This is a genomic window from Streptomyces racemochromogenes (genome assembly GCF_039535215.1).
GTDB classification, from domain to species: Bacteria; Actinomycetota; Actinomycetes; order Streptomycetales; family Streptomycetaceae; genus Streptomyces; species Streptomyces racemochromogenes.
Map to the genome: position 1 here is coordinate 5824637 of NZ_BAAAWT010000001.1, position 23176 is coordinate 5847812.

Consider the following 23176-nt stretch of genomic DNA (forward strand, 5'->3'; position numbering starts at 1 on the left):
TTTGCCAGAATGCCTCTGTGAGCAGCGCCAACGAGTCCCAGCCGGAACAGCTCGCCCTGATCCGGGAGATGGTCGCCGAGGCCAAGGCCAAGGCGCCCAAGGCCAAGCCGCGCACCTGGCGCGGGGCCGCCGTGGCCGAGGAACTGCCCGTCGCCCGGGTCCTGGTGAACAAGGGCGTCCTCCACCTCGACCGGCTCTTCGACTACGCCGTACCCGCCGAGCTGTCCGAGGCCGCCCAGCCCGGCGTGCGCGTCCGGGTCCGCTTCGGCGCGGGCGGGCACCGGGTGCACGGCGGGCGCCGCGAGGGCGGCGGGCTCATCGACGGCTTCATCGTGGAAAGGCGCGCCGAGTCCGACTACAACGGCGCCCTGGCCGCCCTCGCCCAGGTCGTCTCGCCCGAGGTGGTCCTCGGGCCCCGCCTGCTGGCCCTGGCCCGGGCCGTCGCCGACCGGTACGCCGGCAGCCTCGCCGACGTGCTCCAGCTGGCCCTGCCGCCGCGCAGCGCCCGCGCCGAGGCCAAGCCCTCGCCCGAACCGCTGCCGCCGCCGGCCGTGCCCGAGCCGGGTGGCTGGACGCGCTACGGGGCCGGGCCCGCCTTCCTGCGCGCCCTCGCCACCGGCGGCACCCCCCGCGCGGTGTGGACGGCCCTGCCCGGGCCCGGCTGGGCGGACGAGCTGGCCCGGGCCATGGCCGCCACCCTCGCCTCCGGGCGCGGGGCCCTCGCGGTGGTGCCCGACGGGCGCACCGCCGCCCGGGTCGACGCGGCCCTCACCGCCCTGCTGGGCGAGGGCCGGCACGCCCTGCTGACCGCCGACTCCGGCCCCGAGAAGCGCTACCGGCAGTGGCTCGCGGTGAGCCGGGGCTCGGTCCGCGCCGTGGTCGGCACCCGCGCGGCCATGTTCGCGCCCGTACGGGACCTCGGGCTGGTGGCGGTGTGGGACGACGGCGACTCCAGCCACGGCGACATCCACGCCCCCTTCCCGCACGTGCGCGAGGTGCTGGAGCTGCGCGCGGTCAGCGAAGGCTGCGGCTTCCTGGCCGGGAGCACCAGCTGCACCGTGGAGGCCGCCCAGCTGGTGGAGACCGGCTGGGCCCGGCCGATCGTCGCCGACCGGGAGACCGTACGGGCCGCCGCGCCCCGCATCCGCACCGTCGGGGACGAACAGCTGGCCCGGGACGGGGCGGCCCGCGCGGCGCGGCTGCCGAGCCTGGCCTGGGAGACCGTGCGGGAGGGCCTCAAGAGCGGGCCCGTCCTGGTCCAGGTGCCCCGGCGCGGGTACGCGCCCCGGCTGGCGTGCGAGCGCTGCCGGACGCCGGCCCGCTGCCGGGTGTGCGCCGGGCCGCTGGAGGCCCCCGACGAGCGGGAGCTGCACTGCGGGTGGTGCGGGCGGGCCGAGAACGCCTGGCACTGCGAGGAGTGCGGCTCGTTCCGGCTGCGGGCCCAGGTGGTGGGCGCGCGGCGGACCGCCGAGGAGCTGGGCAGGGCCTTCCCGGCCGTGCCGGTGCGCACCTCCGGGCGGGACCACGTGCTGGACGAGGTGCCCGACCGGCCCGCGCTGGTGGTGTGCACCCCGGGCGCCGAGCCGGTCGCGGCGGGCGCCGGGTACGCGGCGGCGCTGCTGCTGGACGGCTGGGCGATGCTGACCCGGCCCGACCTGCGGGCGGGGGAGGACGCCCTGCGCCGCTGGATCGCCGCCGCCTCGCTGGTCCGGGCCGACGGGCAGGTGGTGGTGGTCGCCGAACCGACGCTGCGGCCGGTGCAGGCGCTGGTGCGGTGGGATCCCGTGGGGCACGCGGTGCGGGAGCTCGCGGAGCGGGCGCAGCTGGGGTTCCCGCCGGTGTCCCGGATGGCGGCGGTGGCGGGGCGGGCCGAGGCCCTGGAGGCCTTCCTGGAGAGCGCCGCCCTGCCGGCGGACGCGGAGGTGCTGGGGCCCGTGCCGTTGCCGGGGCGGCGGGGGGAGCCGTCGGCGGGGGAGCGGGCGCTGATCCGGGTGCCGCCCGGCAGCGGGGCGGCGCTGGCGGCCGCGCTGAAGTCGGCGCAGGCCGTGCGGATGGCGCGGGGCGCGCAGGCGGGGGACCCGATCCGCATCCGGATCGACCCGCCGGACATCGGCTGACCCCTTCTTCACGCCGCTCGCGCGGCTCGGCCCCAGGGGGCCTCCCCGGCTTCGCGTCGCTGCGCCGGACTCCGTCCGCCGGCCCGTGAGCGGGGGCGGTTCGGGTGGCCGGGGCCGGTGGGTCGTCTGCGGGCGCGCTGCCGCTGCGCGGGCTGCTCCCCGCCCCGCCCTTCGCCCGTTCCCCGGGGCTGCGCCCCGGACCCCCTGGGGGCTCCGCCCCCAGACCCCCGCGCCTCAAACGCCGGCGAGGCTGGGATGTGCTGCGCACATCCAGCCCGCGCGGCGTCCGAGCGCACCGGGCGCGCAGCGCCCGGCTCTTTCAGCCCCGCCGGCGTTTGAGGCGAGAACGGTTGAAGGGCGGGTAGGGGACAGCCCCGCAGGGCGCCCGCCACCCCCGAGGCGGGGCGGCGGGCAGGCGGGAGCCCGCCACCCCTGGGGAACGGGGTGACGGGCCCGGCATGCATGCCCCTGGATGCCGTCGGGGGTCGGCGGCCCGGCGGCGGGGTGGGGTCAGCCGTTGCGGGGGCCGGGGAAGGCCGACTGGCGGGCCGCGGAGGCCTGGGCTTCCTCGCGGACGGGCTGCGGCGGCACCGAGCGCGCCGCCGGGATGGTGGGCAGCGGGCCCAGCGTCCGCGTCGTGGTGCCCTCGGCCAGCGGCTCCGCCGCCTCGGCGGCCTGCGCGCGCCGTGCCCCGTAGCGGCGGTGCACGGCCTGCTTGGTGACGCCGAGCGCCGAACCGACGGCGTCCCAGGAGAAGCCGAGCGAGCGGTCGAAGTCCACCGCCGCGGTGACCAGCGTCTCGACGCTGTCCCTCAGTTCCTGGGCGAGCCGGACGGTGGGGGCGGGGGCCCTGCCGTAGACGACGAAGCCCGTGGAGGGCCCGGAGCGGCGCGGGCGGTACACGTTGCCGAGCTGGGCCGTGAGCGTACGCAGTGCGTCCACCTGTCGGCGAACCCGCTCGATGTCCCGCACCAGGAGGTGCAGGCTGGCCCGTGCTTGGGCGTCATGGGTGGCGTGGTCGGCCATGGAGAAGCCTCTCGAACCGGTGCTGGAGAGCGGATCGGGCCGCAGTCACCGTCTTGATCGCGGCCCGTTTCGGTCAATCTCTCTTGACCAACGCGCCAGCGGGCGCCCAGGTCACGCACTGGGGGCGTGTCGGCATATGCGAGAGGCGCGTGTGTGTGCGTACGCCCCCCGATACCGCAGGTGGGCCCGGGTGTCCGTCCCATAGACTGGTGTGCTGCTGACAGCCGAGATAGCGAGGTAGGACCCAGTGAAGCTGGTCTTCGCAGGCACCCCCGAGGTCGCCGTACCCGCCCTGGACGCCCTGATCGCCTCCGGGCGCCACGAGGTCGCCGCCGTCGTCACCCGGCCCGACGCCCCCGCCGGGCGGGGCCGCCGGCTGGTCGCCAGCCCCGTCGCCGAGCGCGCGGAGGAGGCCGGGATCGAGGTCCTCAAGCCCGTCCGGCCCCGCGACCCGGAGTTCCAGGCCCGGCTGCGGGAGATCGCCCCGGACTGCTGCCCCGTCGTCGCGTACGGGGCGCTGATCCCCAAGAGCGCGCTGGACATCCCCCGCCACGGATGGGTCAACCTGCACTTCTCGCTGCTGCCGTCCTGGCGCGGCGCGGCCCCCGTGCAGCACTCCATCATGGCGGGCGACCAGGTGACCGGCGCCTCCACCTTCCGCATCGAGGAGGGCCTGGACACCGGCCCGGTCTTCGGGGTTCTCACCGAGGAGATCCGCCCGACCGACACCAGCGGCGACCTGCTGACCCGCCTGGCCTTCGCCGGGGCCGGGCTGCTGTCCGCGACCGTCGACGGGATCGAGGACGGCAGCCTGCGCGCCATGGAGCAGCCCGCCGACGGCGTCTCCCTCGCGCCGAAGATCACCGTCGAGGACGCCCGCGTCGACTGGAACGCCCCCGCGCTGCGCGCCGACCGCGTGGTGCGCGGCTGCACCCCCGCGCCGGGCGCCTGGACCGTCTTCCGCGGCGAGCGCCTCAAGCTGATCTCCGTCGGGCTGGTCCCCGACCGCACGGACCTCGCCCCGGGCGTGCTGGCCCCGGGCAAGAACAACGTGTACGTCGGCACCGGCTCGCACGCCGTCGAGCTGCTCTGGGTGCAGCCGCAGGGCAAGAAGCCGATGAAGGGCGCCGACTGGGCCCGCGGGGTGCGCATCGCTCCCGGCGAGCGCCTGGGCGCCGCCGACGTAGGCTGATCCCGAGCGGCCCCACGCAACCGCACAGCACCGCACCGCACCGCATCGCACCTCGTACCTCCGGAGCACCTTTCACGTGAGCGAACAGCCCCGTCGTCGTCCCGCCCCCAAGTCCGGCACCGGCAAGCAGGCCAAGCCCTACCGCCGGCCGCAGAAGGACCCCGTCCGGATGCTGGCCTTCGAGGCGCTGCGGGCGGTGGACGAGCGCGACGCGTACGCGAACCTCGTCCTGCCCCCGCTGCTGAAGAAGGCCCGGCAGGACGAGAAGTTCCAGGCGCGGGACGCGGCCCTGGCGACCGAGCTGGTCTACGGGACGCTGCGCCGGCAGGGCACGTACGACGCGGTCATCGCCGCCTGCGTGGACCGGCCGCTGCGGGAGGTGGACCCGCCGGTCCTGGACGTGCTCTCGCTCGGCGCGCACCAGCTCCTGGGCACCCGCATCCCCACCCACGCGGCGGTGTCCGCCAGCGTGGAGCTGGCGCGCGTGGTGCTCGGCGACGGGCGGGCGAAGTTCGTCAACGCCGTGCTGCGCAAGATCGCCGCGCACGACCTGGACGGCTGGCTGGAGCGGGTCGCGCCGCCGTACGAGGAGGACGCCGAGGAGCACCTGGCGGTCTACCACTCGCACCCGCGCTGGGTCGTCAGCGCCCTGTGGGACGCGCTGGGCGGCGGCCGGGCCGGCATCGAGGACCTCCTGGAGGCCGACAACGAGCGGCCCGAGGTGACGCTGGTGGCCCGTCCCGGCCGGTCCACGCCCGAGGAGCTGGTCGAGGCGCTCGGCGAGGAGTCGGCGCTGCCGGGGCGCTGGTCCCCGTACGCGGTCCGGATGGCGGAGGGCGGCGAGCCGGGCGCGCTGGAGGCGGTCCGCGAGGGGCGCGCCGGCGTGCAGGACGAGGGCAGCCAGCTGGTGGCGATGGCCCTGGCGGCGGCCCCGGTCGAGGGCCGCGACGAGCGGTGGCTGGACGGCTGCGCGGGCCCCGGCGGCAAGGCGGCGCTGCTGGGCGCGCTGGCGGCGGAGCGCGGGGCGTTCCTGCTGGCCTCCGAGAAGCAGCCGCACCGGGCGCGCCTGGTCGAGAAGGCGCTGTCCGGGAACCCGGGCCCGTACCAGGTGATCGCGGCCGACGGCACCCGGCCGGCGTGGCTGCCGGGCTCCTTCGACCGGGTCCTGATGGACGTCCCCTGCTCGGGTCTGGGAGCGCTGCGGCGCCGTCCGGAGGCCCGCTGGCGGCGTCGCCCCGAGGACCTGGAGGGCTTCGCGCCGCTCCAGCGGGCGCTGCTGCGCGAGGCGCTGTCCGCGGTGCGCGTGGGCGGTGTCGTGGGGTACGCCACCTGTTCCCCGCACCTGGCGGAGACCCGCGTGGTCGTCGAGGACGTGCTCCGCGGCCGGGGCGCGGGCAACTCCCCGGTGGCGGCGGAACTGATCGACGCGCGCCCGTACATGGCGGGCGTGCCGGCGCTGGGCGACGGCCCGGACGTCCAGCTGTGGCCGCACCTGCACGGTACGGACGCCATGTACCTGGCCCTGCTGCGCCGCACCGCGTAGGCGGTCAGGCGGCGGCGTGCTCCACGCCGCCGCACCAGACGCGCAGGATCCGGCGCGTCGCCCGGACGTCCGCCAGCGGGTCGCCGTCGACGAGCACGAGGTCGGCGCGGCGGCCCGGTACGACGGCTCCCCGGTCGGTGAGGCCGAAGTGGCGGGCGGTCAGGGCCGTGGCGGCGCGCAGGGCGTGCAGCGGGGGAAGCCCGGCGTCCACGAGCAGTTCCAGCTCGTGGTGCAGGCTGCTGCCGTGCGCCGGGGCGAAGGGGACACCCGGGGTGGTGTGGGAGTCCGTGCCCGCGAGGACCGGGACGCCCGCCCGGTGCAGGGTGGCGACGCTCGCCCGGGCGTGTCCGTAGTCCACGCCCAGGACCCCCGCCGCGGCGAGGCCCTCCATCATCGTCAGGGTGGGTACGGCGGCCCGTCCGCCGGCGCGCATGCGGGCCGCCTCGGCCCCGTCGAGGGCCCGCTCCGCCGGGACGTGGGTGATCACGTCGGCCCCGGCCCGCTGTGCCATGGCGTAGGCCTCTCCGGCCGCCGCGTGGGCGACGACGAGCCTGCCGTGCGCGCGGGCCGCGGTCACCAGGGCGTCGAGCACGGGCTGTTCCAGGGCCCCGGGGCCGGGCCGCTCCGCCACGATCTTGATGTAGTCGGCGCCCTCCGCCACCCTGGCCGCGACGAAGCGCTCCGCGTCGCCGGGGCCGGTGACGACGCTGTCCTCGGGGACCCCGGGCATCGCGGAGTGCAGTCCGCCCGCCGCGATGGCGAGCGTGCCGGGGCTGCGGATGTCCGTGAGCCCGGCGGCGCCGCGCAGGGAGTCGACCAGCGACGGCGGCCAGGTGGCCATGTCGAGGGCGGTGGTGACGCCGTGGTCGCGCAGCCGCTCCAGGTCCTGGACGCCGTGCAGGTGGACGTGGGCGTCGATCAGCCCCGGCAGCAGGGCGGCACCGGCGGCGTCGACGACCCGGGCCCCGCGGGGATCGGTTCCGATCAGGGGCCCTCGATGACCACCGTGGCGGGGGAGAGGAGCCGGCGGCCGTCGAAGACCCGGGCGTTGGTCAGAGCCGTCTTCACGCAGTCCTCCGGAAGGCCGTGGGGACGGTCATTGTCCCGTGGAGCGCCGGGTCCGGACCGGCGGCACCAGGGCCGGCGCGAACGTGAGCCGGACGGCCGCACCCGCCGGGAGGGGCGGACCGGGGCCGACGGGCTCCGCGCAGCCCCACCGCGAAGGGCGGGCGACGGTTCGCGCCAAGATCAATTAAGCTCCGCTACGAGAACGCCGGGTTCCGGGGCCGTGGCCGGAAGTGCCCGCAGGCATGGCAGGCTTGGGGCATGGCCGTTCAGATCAATCCCAGCATCCTGTCCGCCGACTTCGCCCATCTCGCCGAGGAGGCGAAGGCCGTCGAGGGGGCCGACTGGCTGCACGTCGACGTCATGGACAACCACTTCGTCCCGAACCTCACCCTCGGTGTGCCGGTCGTCGAATCCCTCAGCCGGGCCACGGACATCCCCCTGGACCTGCACCTGATGATCGAGGACCCGGACCGCTGGGCTCCGCAGTACGTGGAGGCCGGGGCCGGATCGGTCACCTTCCACGCCGAGGCCGCGGCGGCGCCGGTGCGCCTGGCGCGGGAGATCCGGGCCAAGGGCGCCCGGGCGGCCATGGCCCTCAAGCCGGGCACCCCGATCGAGCAGTACGAGGACATCCTGCCCGAGCTCGACATGGTGCTGATCATGACGGTCGAGCCCGGCTTCGGCGGCCAGTCCTTCCTGGACATCATGCTGCCCAAGGTCCGCCGGACCCGGGAGCTGATCGCCAAGCACGGGCTGGACCTCTGGCTCCAGGTCGACGGCGGGGTCTCGGCCACGACGATCGAGCGGGTGGCGGAGGCCGGCGCCGACGTCTTCGTGGCCGGCAGCGCCGTCTACGGGGCGGTCGATCCGGCCGCCGCGGTGCGCACGCTGCGCGACCAGGCGGGTGCGGCCATCGCCGCCGCGCCCTGGGCCTGCGACCACTGAGGCGGGCGCCAGGGGACGGCTCGGTGAACGGAAGCCGTCCAGGCTGATCAATGGCCGTTGGATCTGACAGGATGAACGGCGAGTCGAGAGTGTGAACACGACAGTGTGAACAGCAGTGAGGAGAGCGCGGTGTCTGCAATGTCGGCGGGACGGTCAGCCCTGCGGATGGGACCCGCGGAGCTGGTGCAGGCGGCGGCCATGGCGCGCCGCTTCTACCTGGAGGGCAAGTCCAAGATCCAGATCGCCGAGGAGTTCGGCGTGAGCCGCTTCAAGGTGGCCCGGGTACTGGAGACCGCCCTCGAACGGGACCTCGTCCGCATCGAGATCCGGGTGCCGGCCGAACTGGACGCGGAGCGCTCCGACGCGCTCCGCGCCCGCTACGGGCTGCGGCACGCCGTCGTGGTGGAGTCCCCGGCCGACGCCAGCGAGGACGCCCCGGACCCGGAGAACCTCGGAGCGGTCGCGGCCGACCTGCTCGGCGAGCTGGTCAACGAGGGCGACGTGCTCGGCCTGGCCTGGGGGCGGTCGACCATCCACATGGCCGCGTCCCTGCACCGGCTGCCGCCGTGCACCGTCGTGCAGCTGACCGGCGTGTACGACGCGGGGACCGCCGAGCGCGGCTCCGTGGAGGCCGTACGCCGGGCCGCGCAGGTCTCCGGCGGGGACGCGCACCCGATCTACGCCCCGATGCTGCTCCCGGACCCGGCGACCGCGGCCGCGCTGCGCAGCCAGACCGGCATCGCGCGGGCCTTCGAGTACTTCGACAAGGTCACCGTCGCCGCCGTCTCCATCGGCTCCTGGGAGCCGGGCATCTCGACCGTCCACGACATGCTGACCGACGAGGAGCGGGCGCACTACGCCTCGCTCGGCGTCGCGGCGGAGATGTCCGCCCACCTCTTCGACCGGGACGGCCGCCGGGTCGGCCGGGACCTGGGCGAGCGCTGCATCACCGTCGAGGCCGACCGGCTGCGCCGGATCCCCGAGGTCGTGGCGATCGCGGGCGGGCTGCGCAAGGCCTCGGCGATCGGCGCGGTGCTCCGCTCCGGGCTGGTGACCAGCCTGGTGACGGACACGGCGGTGGCCGACTACCTGCTGACCGAGTCCGAGCCCGGTCTGCGGCCGGCGCTGGACCGGGCCGACCCGGACGACTGACCGGCCCAAGCCCGCGCACCGCGGGGGAGCCCCCGCGGTGCGCGTGGCGAATGGTGCTGCAATCGAGACCGTCGGATTCTGCCCCCGAGCGGCTCCGCGGGCGCATACTGACGCTAATGACCAAATCAGCAGTACCTCGCCGTCATTTGCCGTCCAGCCCGTTCAGGGCCCCCGTTGAGCCACCCGTGAGGCGGTTCGAGGTGGGCGACCGGGTCAGCCATGACCAGCACGGCCTCGGCCGGGTCATCGGTGTCGAGGAAGAGGCCGTCCTCGTCGACTTCGGTTCCGTGCGGATGCGCGTCCTGAGCCCCTACGGCAAGATGTCCGTCCTCTGACCCCGCCGGGCGATTCGCCACGGAATCGGATATTTGGCACGATCGGGGCATGATCCTCAGGAACGTGCCCCGGTCGTTGTCACGCGTGCTCGGGGCCCTGTTCCTGTGCGCCGCGCTGACCGCCGCCCTGACGGGCTGCGGTGGCGGGGCCGCCCCGGCGCGGCCCTCGTCCGCGGCGAGCACCGCCGCGCCCGCTCCCGCGTGGGCGAAGGGGATGCCCACCGTACGGGCCGACGAGCTGCCCCCGCAGGCGCGCGAGGTGCTCGCCCTGATCGACAAGGGCGGGCCGTACCCGTACCGGCAGGACGGCACCGTCTTCGGGAACTTCGAGAAGGTCCTGCCGCAGCAGAAGCGCGGCTACTACCACGAGTTCACCGTGCGCACCCCGGGCGAGCGCGACCGCGGCGCCCGGCGGATCGTGACGGGCGGGGGCGGGGAGTTCTACTACACGGACGACCACTACGACACCTTCAGGGCGGTTCTCCGATGACCCTCGACCCGCAGCCGCTCGCCCCCGCACTGGCCGCAGCCGAGGAGGCCGGCTGGCACGTCGTACGGCTGGACCTGAACGGCGTACGGAGCAAGGCGGCGCTGATGCGGCGGTGCGCGCGGGCCCTCGCGGCACCGGAGTGGTTCGGCGGGAACTGGGACGCGCTGGCCGACGTGCTGGCCGACCTGTCCTGGCTCCCCGAGGCCCCCGCGCGGCTGCTGGCGGTGACCTCCTGGCGCGGCTACGCGGCCGAGCGCCCGCAGGACTGGGCCACCCTGACGGAGGTCCTGGAGGGGGCCGTGGACTTCTGGCGGGAGCAGCGGGAGCACGACGACGGGGCGCCCCCGCTGACGGTACTGCTGTCGGCCTAACCCTTGCCCGGCCGGAACAGCTGGTCCTCCACCGCGCGGAGGTCCTTGTCCCAGTACGTCACCTTGGCGTCGCGGCCGACGTTCAGGTCCCCGGTCCAGGCGGCCAGGCCCTGTTCGAGCCACGCCGATTCCTTGTTGCTGCCGGGCGCGCGGTCCTGGTAGCCCATGGACAGCGCCGTGACGGCGACCGTCCGCTCGCCCCCGCGGAACATGTACACGCCCGCGTACGCCTTCTCCTTCGGCTGGAGGGCGGCGGCCGACCGCGGCGCGGAGCCCATCGGCGGGAGCGGGCCCGCGACCACCGTGCCGAAGCCGACGTACGGGTGGTGGTAGAGGGTGCAGGCCGTGCCGCTGATGTTGGCGGCGGTGATCAGGAGGTTCTGGCCGGAGTCCGACTTCCACAGGGACGGCGTGATCGACAGGTCGTCGTGGCTGCACGCCCTGGCGGCCGGCTGCCCTCCGGTCGTGGGGGCGGCCGAGCCGCTCGGCGAAGGACCGGCCTTCCCGCCCGAGGGGCTCGCGGAGACCGAGGGGCCCGTGCCCGGCGCGGCGCTCGCGCCGGGGGATGCGGGCGCGGAGGCGGACGCCGACGGGGTGGCGGTGGGGTTCTTGCCGTCGTCCTTGCCGGAGTCACAGGCGGTGGAGGTGAGGAGCGCGGCGACGGCCGCCGCTCCCAGGGCGTAGGTCTGCCATCTGTTGCGGGCGGTGCTCATGGTGGGCCCCCGTGTGCTTCGCATGGGTGGGGAGGTGGTGCCGACCTCCCGGATATGCCCCTGCGAAGTCGCCGGAGTCCCGCTCCCGGCGCACTGTTGCCGACTCATGACGGGACGTCACCGTTCCGCCCAAGTGGCCGTGGCGAGTCCGCTCGGGGGCCGGTCCGGGCCGGCCCCCGAGCGGGTCTCACTCCGCCTTCGCCGCCTGCGGCTGCCAGGGCGGGGTCTGGCCCCAGGACCAGACCGGGATCTTCGCCGCGTCCACCGGCGGCGGGTTGGGGCCCGAGTAGATCAGCGCCATCCGGGTGCCCCACTCGATGTAGTAGACGAACACCGCCCGGAACTCCGGGTCCGTGGGCAGGCCGACCTCGTCCGCCGTGTCCAGCAGCAGGTCCACCCAGCGGCGGCGCTGCCGCTCGGTGATGCCGCGCCCCAGGTGCTTGGTGGCCATGTGCTGGTGGCCGCCGTGGTGCGCCGAGTAGCCGGCCGGGCCGCCGAAGACCTCGGCCAGCCAGACCGCGACGTGCCGGGGGTGTTCCGAGTCCATGCCCTCGAAGACGGGGGCGAGGACCTCGTCGCGCAGCGCATGGGCGTAGAAGGCGTCGGTGAGCCTCTCCAGGGCCTCGGCCCCGCCCATCCACTCGTAGATCGTGGGAGTCGTGCTCATGACTGTCCGGCGGCCTTTCCCGGACCCACCACGCCGGTGACGGAGTAGTGCTGCATCTCCTCGATGTTCGTCACGTACGGGCGGATCGCGCTGAAGAACGCCGGGAAGTGCTCGCCCTTGCGGAAGCCGTTGAGGTGGGCGTCGACCGAGGTCCAGCGGATGCGGAGGATGTACCGCTCGCTGTCGTCCGTGTTGTGGGCCAGCTCGTAGTCGATGCACTCGGGCGACGCGGCCAGGGCCTCGGCGGCCCTCGCGTACGCGTCCTCGAACGCCTGCTGGTCCTGCGAGGCGATCCGGTAGCGGATGTACTCGACGGTGGTGGTCATGGGTTGCGTGCCTCTCCCTGGTGTCAGGTCGTCCCGGCTACCTTTCCGGGATCATGCGTACCCGGACAGGTTTTCCGTCACTCGGACCCAGACTTCTGGAGGTCCGGGCCCTGGGCACGCACCTGACGCACCTTGTCGAGGGAGTCCCGCAGCTCGGTGAGCCAGGCGTCGGTGTTGTCGCCGACGAGGCGTACGCACCACGCCAGGGCGTCCGCCCGGCTGCGCGCCACGCCGCCGGCGACCAGGGTGTCGAGCACCTGCCGCTCGGACTGGCGCAGCCGGGTCATGACGGGCACGGCGAGGTGGGTGAAGAGGACCGTCTCCTCACCCGACCGCACGCCCCAGGCGACCTTGCGGCGGTAGAGCTCCTCCGCCTCGCGCGCCACCTCCATCCGCTGCTCGCGGGTGCGCTCGCGGAACTCCTTGACCGACTCGGACGCCGGGACCTTTCCGACGACCGTGATCTCCTCCCGGTCGACGGTGACCGAGACGAGTGACTCGTAGACGTCCACCGGCAGGCGCTCGGCGAACCACGCGCGGAGCTTCTCGCTCTGTTCGGCTGTAATCATGTAATCAACGTTGCATCCGCTCTCCTCGTGATCGCAAGCCCCCGGGCGTTCGCTCTCAGCCCATCGAGCGGTAGCGGTGGATCAGGGAGACCGCCATCGCGCCCTCGCCCACGCCCGAGGCGACCCGCTTGACCGAGTGCGCGCGCACGTCGCCCGCCGCGAAGACGCCGGGGACGCTGGTCTCCAGCGGGTAGGGGGCGCGCTCCAGGCTCCACTCCGCCGGGAGCTCACCGCCGTTGGCGATCAGGTCGGACCCCGTGAGGACGAAGCCGTACTCGTCCCGCTCGACCACCCCGGCCAGCCAGTCCGTGTGCGGGCGGGCGCCGATGAAGGTGAACATGAACCGCGCCGGGACCTCCCGGTCCCCGCCCGTGTCGGCGTCGTGCAGGGTGATCCGCTCCAGGTGCTCCCCGCCGTGCAGGGCGGTGACCGTGGTGCGGACCTTCACCTCGATGTTGGGCGTGCGGTCGATCTCGTCGATCAGGTAGCGGGACATGCTCGCGTCCAGGGAGGCCGCGCGCACCAGGATCGTCACCCGGGCCGCGTACTTGGCGAAGTGGACGGCCGCCTGCCCGGCCGAGTTGGCCCCGCCCACGATGAACACGTGCTGGGAGATGCAGGCCGAGCTCTCGGTGGTCGCCGCGCCGTAGTACAGGCCGGCGCCCTCGAAGCGGTCCGCGCCGGGGGCCTCCAGCCGGTTGTACGAGACCCCGGTGGCCAGCAGCACCGTCTCCGCGCTGATCTCCGTACCGTCGGCCAGGGTCAGGATCTTCGCCGGGTCGTCGCGGGTCAGGGAGACCACCTCGACGGGGTGCAGGATCTCCGCGCCGAACCGGGAGGCCTGGATGGTGGCCCGGCGGGTCAGGTCCCCGCCGGAGAGGCCCGAGGGGAAGCCCAGGTAGTTCTCGATCAGGCTGGAGGTGCCGGCCTGGCCGCCGGGGGCGCGGGAGTCCAGCATCAGCGTGGACAGGCCCTCGGAGGCCGAGTACACGCCGGCGGCCAGCCCGGCCGGGCCGGCGCCGACGATGACGCACTCGTAGTGGGGGCGGGAGGCGGTGGTGGCCAGGCCCAGCCGCTGGGCGAGTTCCGTGTCCGTCGGGGCGGCCAGCACCGAGCCGTCCGGGAAGCGGACCAGCGGGAGCGCCGCGTCGGCCTGCGCGGCGGCGATCACCGTCAGCGCCTCGGGGTCCCGCTCGACGTTCAGGAAGCGGAACGGCTGCCCGTTGCGGGTGAAGAAGTCCCGGACGGCGTGGGTGCCGGGGGAGACCAGGTGGCCCGCGACGATGATGCCGTCGTAGGCCGGCCGGTAGGTGGCCAGCCAGTCGGAGAGCAGGTCGTCCAGCACCGGGAAGAGCCGCTCGTGCGGCGGGTCCCACGGCTTGAGCAGGTAGTAGTCCAGCCGTACCCGGTTGATGGCGGTGATGGCCGCGTCGGTCTCCGCGTACGCGGTGAGCAGGACCCGGCGGGCGTCCGGGAACCGGCTGACCGCCTCCAGCAGGAACTCCACCCCGGTGACGTCGGGCATCCGCTGGTCGACGAGGAACAGCGCGGGGTCGTGGCCGCGCTCGTCGAGCGAGTCCAGGATCTTCAGCGCGTCGGCGGCCGAGGAGGCGCCGAGCACCCGGTAGCGGTCGCCGTAGGCGCTGCGCAGATCGCGGCGGACGGCCCGCAGCACCTGCGGGTCGTCGTCCACGGCCAGGATGACGGGCTTGCGGCTCTCGGCGCGCTCGGCGGTGCCCGCGCCGGCGGTGGCGGCGGCGGTCGTGGCGGGGGCGGCGCCCTCCGGGGCCGCGTTCACGCCGGGTCCAGCATCAGCTGGTCGGCGTAGCACCAGGCCCAGTCCTCGCCGGGCTCGTGCGAGGCCGCGACCGGGTGCGCGGTCGACTTGTAGTGCCGGGTGGCGTGGCGGTTCTTCGACGAGTCGCAGCATCCGACGTGGCCGCAGCTCAGGCACATCCGCAGGTGCACCCAGCCGTCGCCCAGCCGCAGGCACTCCTCGCAGCCCTCCGCGGATGGCTTCACCGGACGTATCTGGTCGACGTGTGTGCACAGCAAATCCGTCGTCATCGTCCCCGTCCCTCTCCTCGCGCATTCGTACGCCCCGTCGCGCCCGTCCATCACGGCGCGTCCAGACCATAAGTCGGCGACCCCCGAACGGTTCACCGATCCGGCCGAGGTCAGGAAGTCCGGCGGGTACTTCCTGACCTCGCCGGGCGACTACGTGAGGTGGTGCCACGACCTTGCCCGCTACCTCACGAAGTCGCATTCACGCCCTTTGACGAGGGCCCCGGCCGCACGCAGTGTGGGGAACGCAAACGACAACAGGCGGCGCCTGGAGGAATCTGTGAGCAGAAAGATTCTGGTCATTGTCTCCGAACACGGCTACTGGTCCGAGGAACTCATCGGTCCCGTTTCCAAGTTCGACGAGCGGGGCTATGAGATCGTATTCGCCACGCCGACCGGAAAGCGCGCGCACGCACTTCCGCCGAGTCTCGACGCGAACTACGTCGACCCCCCGCTGGGCCGCTCGGTGACCACCGAGGAGAACGCCCGGCTGGGCCGTGAGTTCGAGCAGTCGAACCGGCTCGACTCACCGCTGGACATCGAGGCGTGGGTCCCCGAACGCCCGTACACGAGCGACGGGGAATACCTGCGCAAGCTGGAGCAGTACCACCGCGATCTGGACAAGCTCGACGCCGACATCGCGGATTACGACGCGATCCTCATCGTCGGCGGCAGCGGTCCGATCGCCGACCTCGCCAACAACGAGCGGGTGCACGCCCTGATCCTGGCCTTCGAGAAGGCCGGCAAGGTCGTCGCCGCCGAGTGCTACGGCGTCGCCTGCCTCGCCTTCGCCCGTGACTGGGGCGACCGCAAGAGCATCATCTGGGGCAAGCACGTCACCGGCCACTGCAAGGAGTACGACTACAAGGACGGCACCGGATTCCTCGGCACCGACTTCAACATGGGTCCGCCCCCGTATCCGCTGGAGTACATCCTGCGCGACGCGACCGGCCCGCGCGGTGCCTACCACGGGAATTTCGGCCACCCGCTCTCGGTGATAGTCGACTATCCCTTCGTGACCGGCCGCTCCACCCCCGACTCGTACCTCACGGGGCAGAAGATCGTGGAAGTCCTGGAGGAAGGTCTCACCCGTTACGGGTGGTAGCGGAAAAAGGGGGAGTCCGATGAATACCGAAGCCACTCCCGGACGGGAAAGGCTCATCGAACAGTTCAAGGCCGACGGTCTGAACGTCATGTTCGGAAATCCGGGAACGGTGGAACAGGGATTCCTCGACGCGGTGGACGCGGCGGCGGACTTCCAGTACGTCCTCGCCCTCCAGGAAACCGTGGCCGCGGGCATCGCCGACGGCTATGCCCGCGCCACCGGCGGTGCGGCCCTGCTCCAGCTGCACTCCGGTGTGGGGCTGGGCAACGGCATCGGCATGCTCTACCAGTCGCTGCGCGGCCACACCCCGCTCGTCGTGGTCGCCGGCGACGCCGGGGTGCGCTACGACGCCATGGACGCGCAGATGGCCTGCGACCTGGTCGCCATGGCCAAACCCGTCACCAAGTACGCGACCCGCGTCACCGACCCCCGGTCCGTGCTCCGCACGATCCGGCGGGCCGTCAAGATCGCCCTGACCCCGCCGCGCGGGCCGGTGTTCGTGGCCCTGCCGATGGACGTGCTGGACGAGCTCAACTCCGAGCCCGTCCTGCCCGCCACGGTGCCGCTCACCGACGTGGCGCCCTCCCCGGCCTCCGTCGGACGGGCGGCCGAGCTGCTCGCCGGGGCCGAGCACCCGGTGGTCCTCGTCGGGGACGGGGTCGCGCTCTCCGGGGCGCAGGCCGAACTCGCCGCCGTCGCCGAGCTGCTGGGCGCCGACGTGTACGAGGTCGACTCGTCCGAGGTGAACATCGCCGCCTCGCACCCGCTGCGCCGCGGCCAGACCGGCCACATGTTCGGCCCGCACAGCAAGGAGCTCATCGGGCGGGCGGACGGGGTGCTGATCGTCGGCACCTACGTCTTCCCCGAGGTGTTCCCCGAACTGGAGAACCCCTTCCGGCCCGGCGCCAAGGTCGTCCACATCGACCTCAACGCCTACGAGATCGCCAAGAACCACCCCGCGGACCTGGGCCTGGCCGCCGACCCGCGGCACGCGCTGCGCGCCCTGGCCGGCGTACTGGAACAGCGGCTGACCCCGGCCCGGCGGGCGGCGGCCGCCGCACGGCTGGAGGTGCGGACCCGCGAGCGGGCCCGGGCCGCGCTGGAGCGGACGGACGACGACACGCCGATGGCCGTCTTCCTGCGGACGCTCGCCGAACGCACCCGCGGGGACCTGATCGTCTTCGACGAAGCGCTCACCACCTCCCCGCTGGTCACCCGCCACCTGCCGCCCGAACGCCCCGGCGACTACCACCTCACCCGCGGCGGATCCCTCGGCGTCGGCTTCCCGGGGGCGGTCGGCGCCAAGCTCGCCCACCCGGACCGGCTCGTCGTCGGCTTCGCGGGCGACGGCGGCTCGATGTACACCTACCAGGCGCTGTGGACGGCCGTCCGGCACGGCATCGCCGCCAAGTTCGTGGTCTGCAACAACCGCAAGTACCGGCTGCTCGACGACAACATCGCCCAGTACTGGCGGGAGCGGGACATCGCGGAGCACGCCTTCCCGGGCTCCTTCGACCTCTCCCACCCAGAGATCGACTTCGCCGGGCTGGCCCGGGCACTGGGCGCCGAGGGGACCCGGGTGGAGAAGCCCGACGAGGCCGCGGCCGCGGTCACCCGGATGCTGGCCCACCCCGGCCCGTACCTGGTCGACGTCCAGGTCTGAGCAGTGCCCGCACCCGGCCCGGCCGGGCACACCACGCGACACACCGACGGACAGGAGGAGACCGCATGCCCGCCGAGCGGCTGACCGAGGACGCGATCCGCGCCTTCGCCGAGAACTGGTACGTGGCCCTGGACCGGCACCTCCCGCTGGAGCAGGTCCTCGCCCTCATCACCGAGGACCTGGAGTTCAAGGTCCCCGAGGACACCTTCCTCGGGCACCAGGGCTTCGGCCGCTGGTACGACGCCGTCACCCACCGGTTCTTCGACGAGGTGCACACGGTCACCAAGGTGGAGCCCGTCATCGAGGGCGACCGCGCCATCGTCCGGGTCCTCGTCAACTGGCAGGCCAAGATCTGGGACCCGCCGGCCGCCCGCAGCCAGTGGCTGGGCTTCGACGCCGACCAGACCTGGACGCTCGTCGCCGGCGACGACGGCCCGCTGATCAAGCAGTACACCGTCAACGAACTGGCGCCGATGCCCGGTTCGGGCTCGCTCTGAGGGGCGGCGGCGATGACGGGAGTGACACGGGAGCAGGTCGAGTCCGCCTACCGGGCCCTGGGTTCCGGCGACCGCGCGCGGATCCTGGAGCACTACTCCGAGGACCTGCGCTGGCTGGTGCCGGGCAACCACCCGCTGGCCGGCTGGTACGAGGGCCTGGACGCCTTCCTGGAGCTGATGGGCCAGACCCACAAGCTCACCGGCGGCACCTTCCGGATGGACCTGGAGGCGGTCCTCGTCGGGGAGGACTGCAGCGCCGACGTGTGCCGCAACGTGGCCCTGCGCGACGGCGCCGACCCGGCGAGCGCCTCCCCGTACGAGCGGATGGACTACCAGGTCTTCCACTTCATGCGGTGGCGGGACGGCCGGATCACCGAGGGCCGCGACGGGCTCTTCGGGGACACGGCGGCCGCCTTCAGCCAGTTCTGGGCACCGTTCGCGCCGGACGGCACCCGCAGGGACCGATAGGGGGATGAGAGACGCGATGGACGCCCGAGAGATCCTGACCAAGTACTACCAGTACGCCAACGCCGGGGACTGGGACCGCTGGTGCGACCTGTTCGCCGACGACCAGGTCATGGACGAGCAGCTCGCCGGACACATCGAGGGCCTGGAGACCCTGCGCTCGATGATGAAGGGCATGGGGACCATGTACCGGGTCTTCCGCAACGAGCCCGTGCACTTCCTGGTCGACGGGACCAAGGCCGCGGCCGTCTCCCACCTCAGCGCCGTCAGCGCCTCCGGCGAGGCCATCGAGGCCGAGGTGATGAACTACTTCGAGATCGTGGACGGACGGATCGCCTACATGGCGAACTACCACGACACCGCCCCCTTCCAGGTGCTGAGCCAGGGCTGAGGGGACCGGAATAGTGGCCACGGAACAGTACGACTACGTGATCGTCGGCTCCGGCACCGCCGGCAGCGTCCTCGCGAACCGCCTCTCCGAGGACCCGGACGTCTCCGTCCTGGTCCTGGAGGCCGGCGGTCCCCGCATCCCGCCCGAGGTGGACGACCCGTCCTCCTGGTACAAGCTGCTCGGCGGGCCCGTCGACTGGGGCTACACCAGCGTCCCGCAGCCGGGCCTCGGCGGCCGCCGCACGTACGAACCGCGCGGCAAGGCCCCCGGCGGCAGCAGCAACCTCTACATCATGATGCACATCCGGGGCCACGCCTCGGACTTCGACAACTGGGCCTACCAGGGCGCGGCCGGCTGGGCGTACGAGGACGTCCTGCCCTACTTCGCCCTGCTGGAGGGCCAGGAGGACGCCACCGCGGCCACCACCGGCACGACCGGGCCGCAGCGGATCACCCACGCCGGACGGCACGGGCCCAACCCGGTCTCCCGCGCCTTCATCGACGCCGCCGTCGAACTGGGCCACCAGGAGATAGCCGACTTCAACACCGACGGCCCCCGGCGCGGCCTCTTCGGCACCGGCTGGCACCACATCGACGTCGCCGACGGCCGCCGCCAGGGCACCCTGGCCGCCTACCTGGAGCCGGCGCTCGGCCGCCCCAACCTGACCCTGCGCACCAGCGCCCAGTCCACCCGGCTGCTCTTCGAGGGGGACACCTGCACGGGCGTCGAGTACGCCCAGCTCCAGGCCCCCGCCGACGTCCCTGGCCGCACCGTCCGCGACGGCCACAGCACCGCCGCGGCCCCCGGACTCCACACCGTACGGGCCCGGCGCGAGGTGATCGTCGCCGCCGGGGCCATCGAGTCCCCGAAGCTGCTGCTGCTCTCCGGCATCGGGCACCCCGAGCGGCTGCGCGAGCACGGCATCGCCGTCACGGCAGCCGTCCCCGGGGTCGGGGAGAACTTCCACAACCACGTCCTGACCGGGCTGATGGCCGAGGTCACCCAGGAACTCCCGCCTCCCGCGCAGAACCTCTCCGAGAGCGCCCTGTTCCTGTCCTCCCGGCCCGGACTGCCCGCCCCGGACCTCCAGATCGCCTTCGTCCACGTCCCGTTCGACGTGATCGTCGGCAAGGACCACCCGAACACCGTCTCCATCCTGCCCGGCGTCGTACGCCCGGTCTCGCGCGGCTGGATCAGGCTCGCGAGCGCCGACCCGCTGGCCCACCCGCTGATCCACCCGAACTACCTGGGCGACCGCTGGGACCTGGAACGGATGGTGCAGGGCGTCAAACTCGCCCGGGAGCTCTTCGCCACCTCCGCCTTCTCGCCCTGGTACAAGCAGGAGCTCCAGCCCGGACCGGGCTTCGTCTCCGACGAGGAGCTGCGGACCTTCGTCCGGCAGAAGTCCGAGAGCTACCACCACCAGGCCGGCTCCTGCCGCATGGGCGTCGACGACCTCGCCGTCGTCGACCCCGAACTGCGGGTGCACGGCGTACGGAACCTGCGCGTCGTCGACGCCAGCGTGATGCCCGCCGTCCCGTCGGGCAACTGCCACACCGCCATCGCGATGATCGCCGAGCGCGCGGCGGACTTCCTGAGGGGGATCTCCCGTGCCTGACGTGGTCCTGCGCGAGGGGGCGCTGACCGGGACCAGGATCGCGGTCCTGGTCGAGAGCGACTTCTACGAACCGGAGATCTTCTACTACCAGCGGCGGTTCGCCGAGGAAGGGGCCGAGGTCGACTTCCTGACCCGGCTGTGGGGCAACGACTCCATCACCTTCACCGGGCACGAGTACCGGGCGCCCTTCACCGCGACCAAGTCCCTGGAGGCGCTGGACGACGAGGAGCTGCGCCGCTACGCCGCGCTGATCGTGCCCTCGGGGATGGTCGCCGACCGGCTGCGCTACACCGAGGACGTGGACGTCCTCGCCCCGGCGACCGAGTTCCTGCGCCGGGCCTTCGAGGAGCCGGCCGTCCTCAAGGGGATCATCTGCCACGGCATGTGGCTGGCCTCCTCGATCCCGGCCAAGGTCCGCGGCCGCAAGGTCGTCTGCCACAACAACCTCATCGGCGACGTCCGCAACATGGGCGCCCAGTACGTCGACGAGGACGTGGTGGTCGACGGCGACCTCGTCACCGGCCGCACCGGCGCCCACCACCACCTCTTCGCCCGCCGGATCATCGAACTGCTCGCCGCGGGCCGGGGCCGGGGGAGCACCTGATGGGGAACCTGGTCTGGTCCCACGTCGGCCTCAACTGCGCCGACCAGAAGACCACCGAGGAGTTCTACACCCGGTACTTCGGCTTCACCCGGGCCCGGGTCGTCGACCTCGGGGAGTCGCGGATCGTGTTCCTGCGCAAGGGGGACGCGTACCTGGAGCTCTTCGCGGCGGCCACCGAGCCCGCCCGGACCGCGCACGAAGACGGTCCGCCGGCCCCGGGCCGGATACGCCACCTGGCCTTCCAGACCGACAGCGTCGACGCGTTCCTCGCGGAACTGGGCGACGCGGCCGAGGTGACGCTGGGACCGCTGGACTTCGACGACTTCATCTGCGGCTGGCGGACCGTCTGGGTGCGCGACCCCGACGGGGTGATCGTCGAGGTCAGCCAGGGGTACGAGGACGACCGCTCACACGACAAGGACGGTGCATGACATGGCGGGCTCGCTGACCTTCTCCTTCTCCGACACGATCGCGGGCTACGTCGTCCGCTTCGACTCCTCGTCCCGGCTGCTGCGGCTGAAGACCACCGACGACCGCGAGTTCGAGGTCTCCCTCGCCTCCGGCCCCAGCGCCGAGCTGGTCCGCAACCTGGACGAGCCGTACGTCGACGCCTCCGGGCACGTCGACGAGATGCTCTCCCCGGGCCGGTTCCTCTTCGCCTACGGCGTCCACTACCCCGAGCAGGGAGGGCGCTTCGACGCCAAGCGGCTGGTGTTCCTGGGCCGCGGCGCCGAGGACTACCGCTTCGAGGAGGCCGGCTGGTGGATCCGGCAGATCGAGTCGCTGGCCGACTTCTACAAGCGCGCGCAGTTCGGCGACGGACCGGTGGACTTCACCGAGTACCGCACCGAGGTCCGCCTCGGCGGCGACAAGACCGCCAGCCACGTCCAGGAGACCGACACCATCTCCCGCCTGGTCTACGGCATGGCCTCGGCCTACCTGCTCACCGGCAAGGACGAGTACCTGGAGATCGCCGAGCGCGGCACCGAGTACCTGCGCAAGCACATGCGGGTCGTCGACAGCGAGGAGGACGTGGTCTTCTGGTACCACGGCATCAGCGTCGACGGTGACAGCGAGCGCAAGCTCTTCACCTCGGAGTTCTCCGACGACTACGACGCGATCCCGATGTACGAGCAGATCTACGCGCTGGCCGGCCCCGTCCAGACCTACCGGATCACCGGCGACGTCCGGATCAAGAACGACGCGGACGCCACCATCCGGCTCTTCGACAAGTTCTTCAAGGACGAGGAGCAGGGCGGCTACTACTCGCACATCGACCCGATCCTGTTCAGCGCCGACCACGAGTCCCTCGGCGAGAACGCCGAGCGCAAGAACTGGAACTCGGTCGGCGACCACGCGCCCGCGTACCTCATCAACCTGTACCTGGCGACCGGCGAGCAGAGGTACGCCGACTTCCTGGAGTACACCTTCGACACCATCGCGGACCGCTTCCCGGACTACAAGAACAGCCCGTTCGTCCAGGAGCGCTTCTTCCGCGACTGGTCGCACGACACCGCGCACAGCTGGCAGCAGAACCGCGCGGTCGTCGGCCACAACCTGAAGATCGCCTGGAACCTGATGCGGATGAACTCGCTGAAGGCCAAGCCCGCCTACGAGCAGCTCGCCCGGAAGATCGGCGAGATCATGCCGGCCGTGGGCAGCGACCGGCAGCGCGGCGGCTGGTACGACGTCGTGGAGCGGGTGAAGGAGGGCGACCAGGAGGCGTACCGGTTCGCCTGGCACGACCGCAAGGCGTGGTGGCAGCAGGAGCAGGCGATCCTCGCCTACCTCATCCTGAACGGCACGGTCGGCGGCGACGCGAACCTGCGCGAGGCGCGGCAGGCCCAGGCCTTCTACAACACCTTCTTCCTCGACCACGACGAGGGAGCGGTCTACTTCAACGTGCTCGCCAGCGGTACGCCGTACCTGCTCGGCACGGAGCGGCTCAAGGGCAGCCACTCGATGTCCATGTACCACTCGGCGGAGCTCTGCTACCTGGCCGCCGTCTACAACAACCTTCTCATCAACGGCCGGGAGATGGACTTCCACTTCCAGCCCGACCCGACCGACCTGCCCGACCGGATCCTGCGCGTCTCGCCCGACCTGCTGCCCGCGGGCTCGGTGCGGATCGCGTCCGTGGAGATCGACGAGAAGCCCTACGAGGAGTTCGACGCCGAGGCGCTGACCGTCCACCTCCCCGACGTCCAGGGCCGGGTCAAGGTCAAGGTCCGGCTCCGGCCGGTGAAGCAGTAGTG

General features: G+C 73.0%; 24 protein-coding genes and 1 pseudogene. 17 read left to right on the plus strand and 8 right to left on the minus strand.

Translation table 11 applies throughout. The features are described from left to right. Positions 1 to 17 precede the first annotated feature (17 nt). Positions 18 to 2117, plus strand: a complete 2100-nt coding sequence (locus ABD973_RS26835) for a primosomal protein N' (RefSeq protein ID WP_345502527.1) — start codon at positions 18 to 20, stop codon at positions 2115 to 2117. A 510-nt stretch (positions 2118 to 2627) separates the two neighbouring features. Here ABD973_RS26835 and ABD973_RS26840 read toward each other — a convergent pair. Beyond that, complete coding sequence (locus ABD973_RS26840) at positions 2628 to 3143, minus strand: hypothetical protein (protein WP_125595829.1); 516 nt, start codon at positions 3141 to 3143, stop codon at positions 2628 to 2630. Positions 3144 to 3390: 247 nt separating this feature from the next. Between ABD973_RS26840 and fmt the strand changes: the two genes are divergently transcribed. Beyond that, entirely contained in the window at positions 3391 to 4335 is a 945-nt protein-coding gene (gene fmt, locus ABD973_RS26845) for a methionyl-tRNA formyltransferase (protein ID WP_125595826.1), read from the plus strand. 76 nt (positions 4336 to 4411) lie between these two features. Next, on the plus strand, positions 4412 to 5878 hold the full coding sequence (locus ABD973_RS26850) for an RsmB/NOP family class I SAM-dependent RNA methyltransferase (protein WP_125820511.1): 1467 nt from the start codon (positions 4412 to 4414) through the stop codon (positions 5876 to 5878). Positions 5879 to 5882: 4 nt separating this feature from the next. Here the strand turns inward: ABD973_RS26850 and ABD973_RS26855 are convergent. After that, positions 5883 to 6946 (minus strand): annotated as a pseudogene (locus ABD973_RS26855) (amidohydrolase family protein). A gap of 258 nt (positions 6947 to 7204) precedes the next feature. On the opposite strand from ABD973_RS26855, the gene rpe reads away from it, so the two are divergent. From rpe to ABD973_RS26880, 5 genes are all read left to right on the plus strand, one after another. Then, positions 7205 to 7891 carry a ribulose-phosphate 3-epimerase gene (gene rpe, locus ABD973_RS26860; protein ID WP_345502531.1) on the plus strand — a complete coding sequence of 229 codons (687 nt, stop codon included), beginning with the start codon at positions 7205 to 7207 and terminating at the stop codon, positions 7889 to 7891. A 138-nt stretch (positions 7892 to 8029) separates the two neighbouring features. Then, positions 8030 to 9043 carry a sugar-binding transcriptional regulator gene (locus tag ABD973_RS26865; protein WP_125823903.1) on the plus strand — a complete coding sequence of 338 codons (1014 nt, stop codon included), beginning with the start codon at positions 8030 to 8032 and terminating at the stop codon, positions 9041 to 9043. Between the two features lie 116 nt (positions 9044 to 9159). Further along, a complete protein-coding gene (locus ABD973_RS26870) occupies positions 9160 to 9378 on the plus strand; it encodes a CarD family transcriptional regulator (RefSeq protein ID WP_125595814.1) in 219 nt (72 codons plus the stop codon). 49 nt (positions 9379 to 9427) lie between these two features. Then, positions 9428 to 9868, plus strand: a complete 441-nt coding sequence (locus ABD973_RS26875; RefSeq protein ID WP_125820510.1) for a guanyl-specific ribonuclease — start codon at positions 9428 to 9430, stop codon at positions 9866 to 9868. After that, the gene (locus tag ABD973_RS26880; protein WP_125820509.1) at positions 9865 to 10239 is read left to right on the plus strand and encodes a barstar family protein; all 375 of its coding nucleotides are present in this window, start codon (positions 9865 to 9867) and stop codon (positions 10237 to 10239) included. The genes ABD973_RS26875 and ABD973_RS26880 overlap by 4 nt, the downstream gene beginning before the upstream one ends. On the opposite strand, the gene ABD973_RS26885 is transcribed toward ABD973_RS26880, so the two are convergent. From ABD973_RS26885 to ABD973_RS26910, 6 genes are all read right to left on the minus strand, one after another. Further along, positions 10236 to 10952 (minus strand): DUF4232 domain-containing protein, encoded by a 717-nt coding sequence (locus tag ABD973_RS26885; protein WP_345502536.1) that lies wholly within the window; start codon positions 10950 to 10952, stop codon positions 10236 to 10238. The two genes, ABD973_RS26880 and ABD973_RS26885, sit on opposite strands and share 4 nt — an antisense overlap. Before the next feature lie 187 nt (positions 10953 to 11139). Then, positions 11140 to 11619, minus strand: a complete 480-nt coding sequence (locus ABD973_RS26890) for a group II truncated hemoglobin (protein WP_125595802.1) — start codon at positions 11617 to 11619, stop codon at positions 11140 to 11142. After that, positions 11616 to 11945, minus strand: coding sequence for a putative quinol monooxygenase (locus ABD973_RS26895; protein WP_125820507.1), 330 nt, complete (start codon positions 11943 to 11945; stop codon positions 11616 to 11618). The genes ABD973_RS26890 and ABD973_RS26895 overlap by 4 nt, the downstream gene beginning before the upstream one ends. A gap of 77 nt (positions 11946 to 12022) precedes the next feature. Further along, positions 12023 to 12514, minus strand: a complete 492-nt coding sequence (locus ABD973_RS26900) for a hypothetical protein (RefSeq protein WP_125595796.1) — start codon at positions 12512 to 12514, stop codon at positions 12023 to 12025. Positions 12515 to 12569: 55 nt separating this feature from the next. Further along, complete coding sequence (locus tag ABD973_RS26905) at positions 12570 to 14207, minus strand: FAD-dependent oxidoreductase (RefSeq protein WP_241253536.1); 1638 nt, start codon at positions 14205 to 14207, stop codon at positions 12570 to 12572. A gap of 101 nt (positions 14208 to 14308) precedes the next feature. Continuing rightward, positions 14309 to 14581: a UBP-type zinc finger domain-containing protein gene (locus ABD973_RS26910; protein ID WP_125595789.1), complete on the minus strand. Its 273-nt coding sequence runs from the start codon at positions 14579 to 14581 to the stop codon at positions 14309 to 14311. Between the two features lie 277 nt (positions 14582 to 14858). On the opposite strand from ABD973_RS26910, the gene ABD973_RS26915 reads away from it, so the two are divergent. The 9 genes from ABD973_RS26915 (at position 14859) to ABD973_RS26955 (ending at position 23174) form a co-directional block, all read left to right on the plus strand. Beyond that, positions 14859 to 15683, plus strand: coding sequence for a type 1 glutamine amidotransferase domain-containing protein (locus ABD973_RS26915; RefSeq protein ID WP_125595786.1), 825 nt, complete (start codon positions 14859 to 14861; stop codon positions 15681 to 15683). Between the two features lie 19 nt (positions 15684 to 15702). Then, positions 15703 to 17346, plus strand: coding sequence for a thiamine pyrophosphate-binding protein (locus tag ABD973_RS26920; RefSeq protein ID WP_345502541.1), 1644 nt, complete (start codon positions 15703 to 15705; stop codon positions 17344 to 17346). A gap of 65 nt (positions 17347 to 17411) precedes the next feature. Beyond that, positions 17412 to 17843, plus strand: coding sequence for a nuclear transport factor 2 family protein (locus tag ABD973_RS26925; protein ID WP_125595779.1), 432 nt, complete (start codon positions 17412 to 17414; stop codon positions 17841 to 17843). Positions 17844 to 17855: 12 nt separating this feature from the next. Then, positions 17856 to 18311 (plus strand): nuclear transport factor 2 family protein, encoded by a 456-nt coding sequence (locus tag ABD973_RS26930; RefSeq protein ID WP_125820504.1) that lies wholly within the window; start codon positions 17856 to 17858, stop codon positions 18309 to 18311. A 16-nt stretch (positions 18312 to 18327) separates the two neighbouring features. Then, a complete protein-coding gene (locus ABD973_RS26935) occupies positions 18328 to 18699 on the plus strand; it encodes a nuclear transport factor 2 family protein (protein ID WP_125820503.1) in 372 nt (123 codons plus the stop codon). Between the two features lie 13 nt (positions 18700 to 18712). Then, the gene (locus tag ABD973_RS26940; protein WP_125820502.1) at positions 18713 to 20317 is read left to right on the plus strand and encodes a GMC family oxidoreductase; all 1605 of its coding nucleotides are present in this window, start codon (positions 18713 to 18715) and stop codon (positions 20315 to 20317) included. After that, positions 20310 to 20921, plus strand: coding sequence for a DJ-1/PfpI family protein (locus tag ABD973_RS26945; RefSeq protein WP_345502546.1), 612 nt, complete (start codon positions 20310 to 20312; stop codon positions 20919 to 20921). The genes ABD973_RS26940 and ABD973_RS26945 overlap by 8 nt, the downstream gene beginning before the upstream one ends. After that, positions 20921 to 21352 carry a VOC family protein gene (locus ABD973_RS26950; protein WP_125820500.1) on the plus strand — a complete coding sequence of 144 codons (432 nt, stop codon included), beginning with the start codon at positions 20921 to 20923 and terminating at the stop codon, positions 21350 to 21352. The genes ABD973_RS26945 and ABD973_RS26950 overlap by 1 nt, the downstream gene beginning before the upstream one ends. Position 21353: 1 nt before the next feature. Beyond that, positions 21354 to 23174 (plus strand): AGE family epimerase/isomerase, encoded by a 1821-nt coding sequence (locus tag ABD973_RS26955; protein WP_125820499.1) that lies wholly within the window; start codon positions 21354 to 21356, stop codon positions 23172 to 23174. Positions 23175 to 23176 lie beyond the last annotated feature (2 nt).

Excerpts from the sequence above, each read along its gene's own strand:
- ABD973_RS26840 (WP_125595829.1), bottom strand. The coding sequence starts at position 3,143 with ATGGCCGACCACGCCACCCATGACGCCCAAGCACGGGCCAGCCTGCAC.
- rpe (WP_345502531.1), top strand. The coding sequence starts at position 7,205 with ATGGCCGTTCAGATCAATCCCAGCATCCTGTCCGCCGACTTCGCCCAT.
- ABD973_RS26865 (WP_125823903.1), top strand. The coding sequence starts at position 8,030 with ATGTCGGCGGGACGGTCAGCCCTGCGGATGGGACCCGCGGAGCTGGTG.
- ABD973_RS26870 (WP_125595814.1), top strand. The coding sequence starts at position 9,160 with ATGACCAAATCAGCAGTACCTCGCCGTCATTTGCCGTCCAGCCCGTTC.
- ABD973_RS26875 (WP_125820510.1), top strand. The coding sequence starts at position 9,428 with ATGATCCTCAGGAACGTGCCCCGGTCGTTGTCACGCGTGCTCGGGGCC.
- ABD973_RS26880 (WP_125820509.1), top strand. The coding sequence starts at position 9,865 with ATGACCCTCGACCCGCAGCCGCTCGCCCCCGCACTGGCCGCAGCCGAG.
- ABD973_RS26885 (WP_345502536.1), bottom strand. The coding sequence starts at position 10,952 with ATGAGCACCGCCCGCAACAGATGGCAGACCTACGCCCTGGGAGCGGCG.
- ABD973_RS26890 (WP_125595802.1), bottom strand. The coding sequence starts at position 11,619 with ATGAGCACGACTCCCACGATCTACGAGTGGATGGGCGGGGCCGAGGCC.
- ABD973_RS26895 (WP_125820507.1), bottom strand. The coding sequence starts at position 11,945 with ATGACCACCACCGTCGAGTACATCCGCTACCGGATCGCCTCGCAGGAC.
- ABD973_RS26900 (WP_125595796.1), bottom strand. The coding sequence starts at position 12,514 with ATGATTACAGCCGAACAGAGCGAGAAGCTCCGCGCGTGGTTCGCCGAG.
- ABD973_RS26910 (WP_125595789.1), bottom strand. The coding sequence starts at position 14,581 with ATGACGACGGATTTGCTGTGCACACACGTCGACCAGATACGTCCGGTG.
- ABD973_RS26920 (WP_345502541.1), top strand. The coding sequence starts at position 15,703 with ATGAATACCGAAGCCACTCCCGGACGGGAAAGGCTCATCGAACAGTTC.
- ABD973_RS26925 (WP_125595779.1), top strand. The coding sequence starts at position 17,412 with ATGCCCGCCGAGCGGCTGACCGAGGACGCGATCCGCGCCTTCGCCGAG.
- ABD973_RS26930 (WP_125820504.1), top strand. The coding sequence starts at position 17,856 with ATGACGGGAGTGACACGGGAGCAGGTCGAGTCCGCCTACCGGGCCCTG.
- ABD973_RS26935 (WP_125820503.1), top strand. The coding sequence starts at position 18,328 with ATGGACGCCCGAGAGATCCTGACCAAGTACTACCAGTACGCCAACGCC.
- ABD973_RS26950 (WP_125820500.1), top strand. The coding sequence starts at position 20,921 with ATGGGGAACCTGGTCTGGTCCCACGTCGGCCTCAACTGCGCCGACCAG.
- ABD973_RS26955 (WP_125820499.1), top strand. The coding sequence starts at position 21,354 with ATGGCGGGCTCGCTGACCTTCTCCTTCTCCGACACGATCGCGGGCTAC.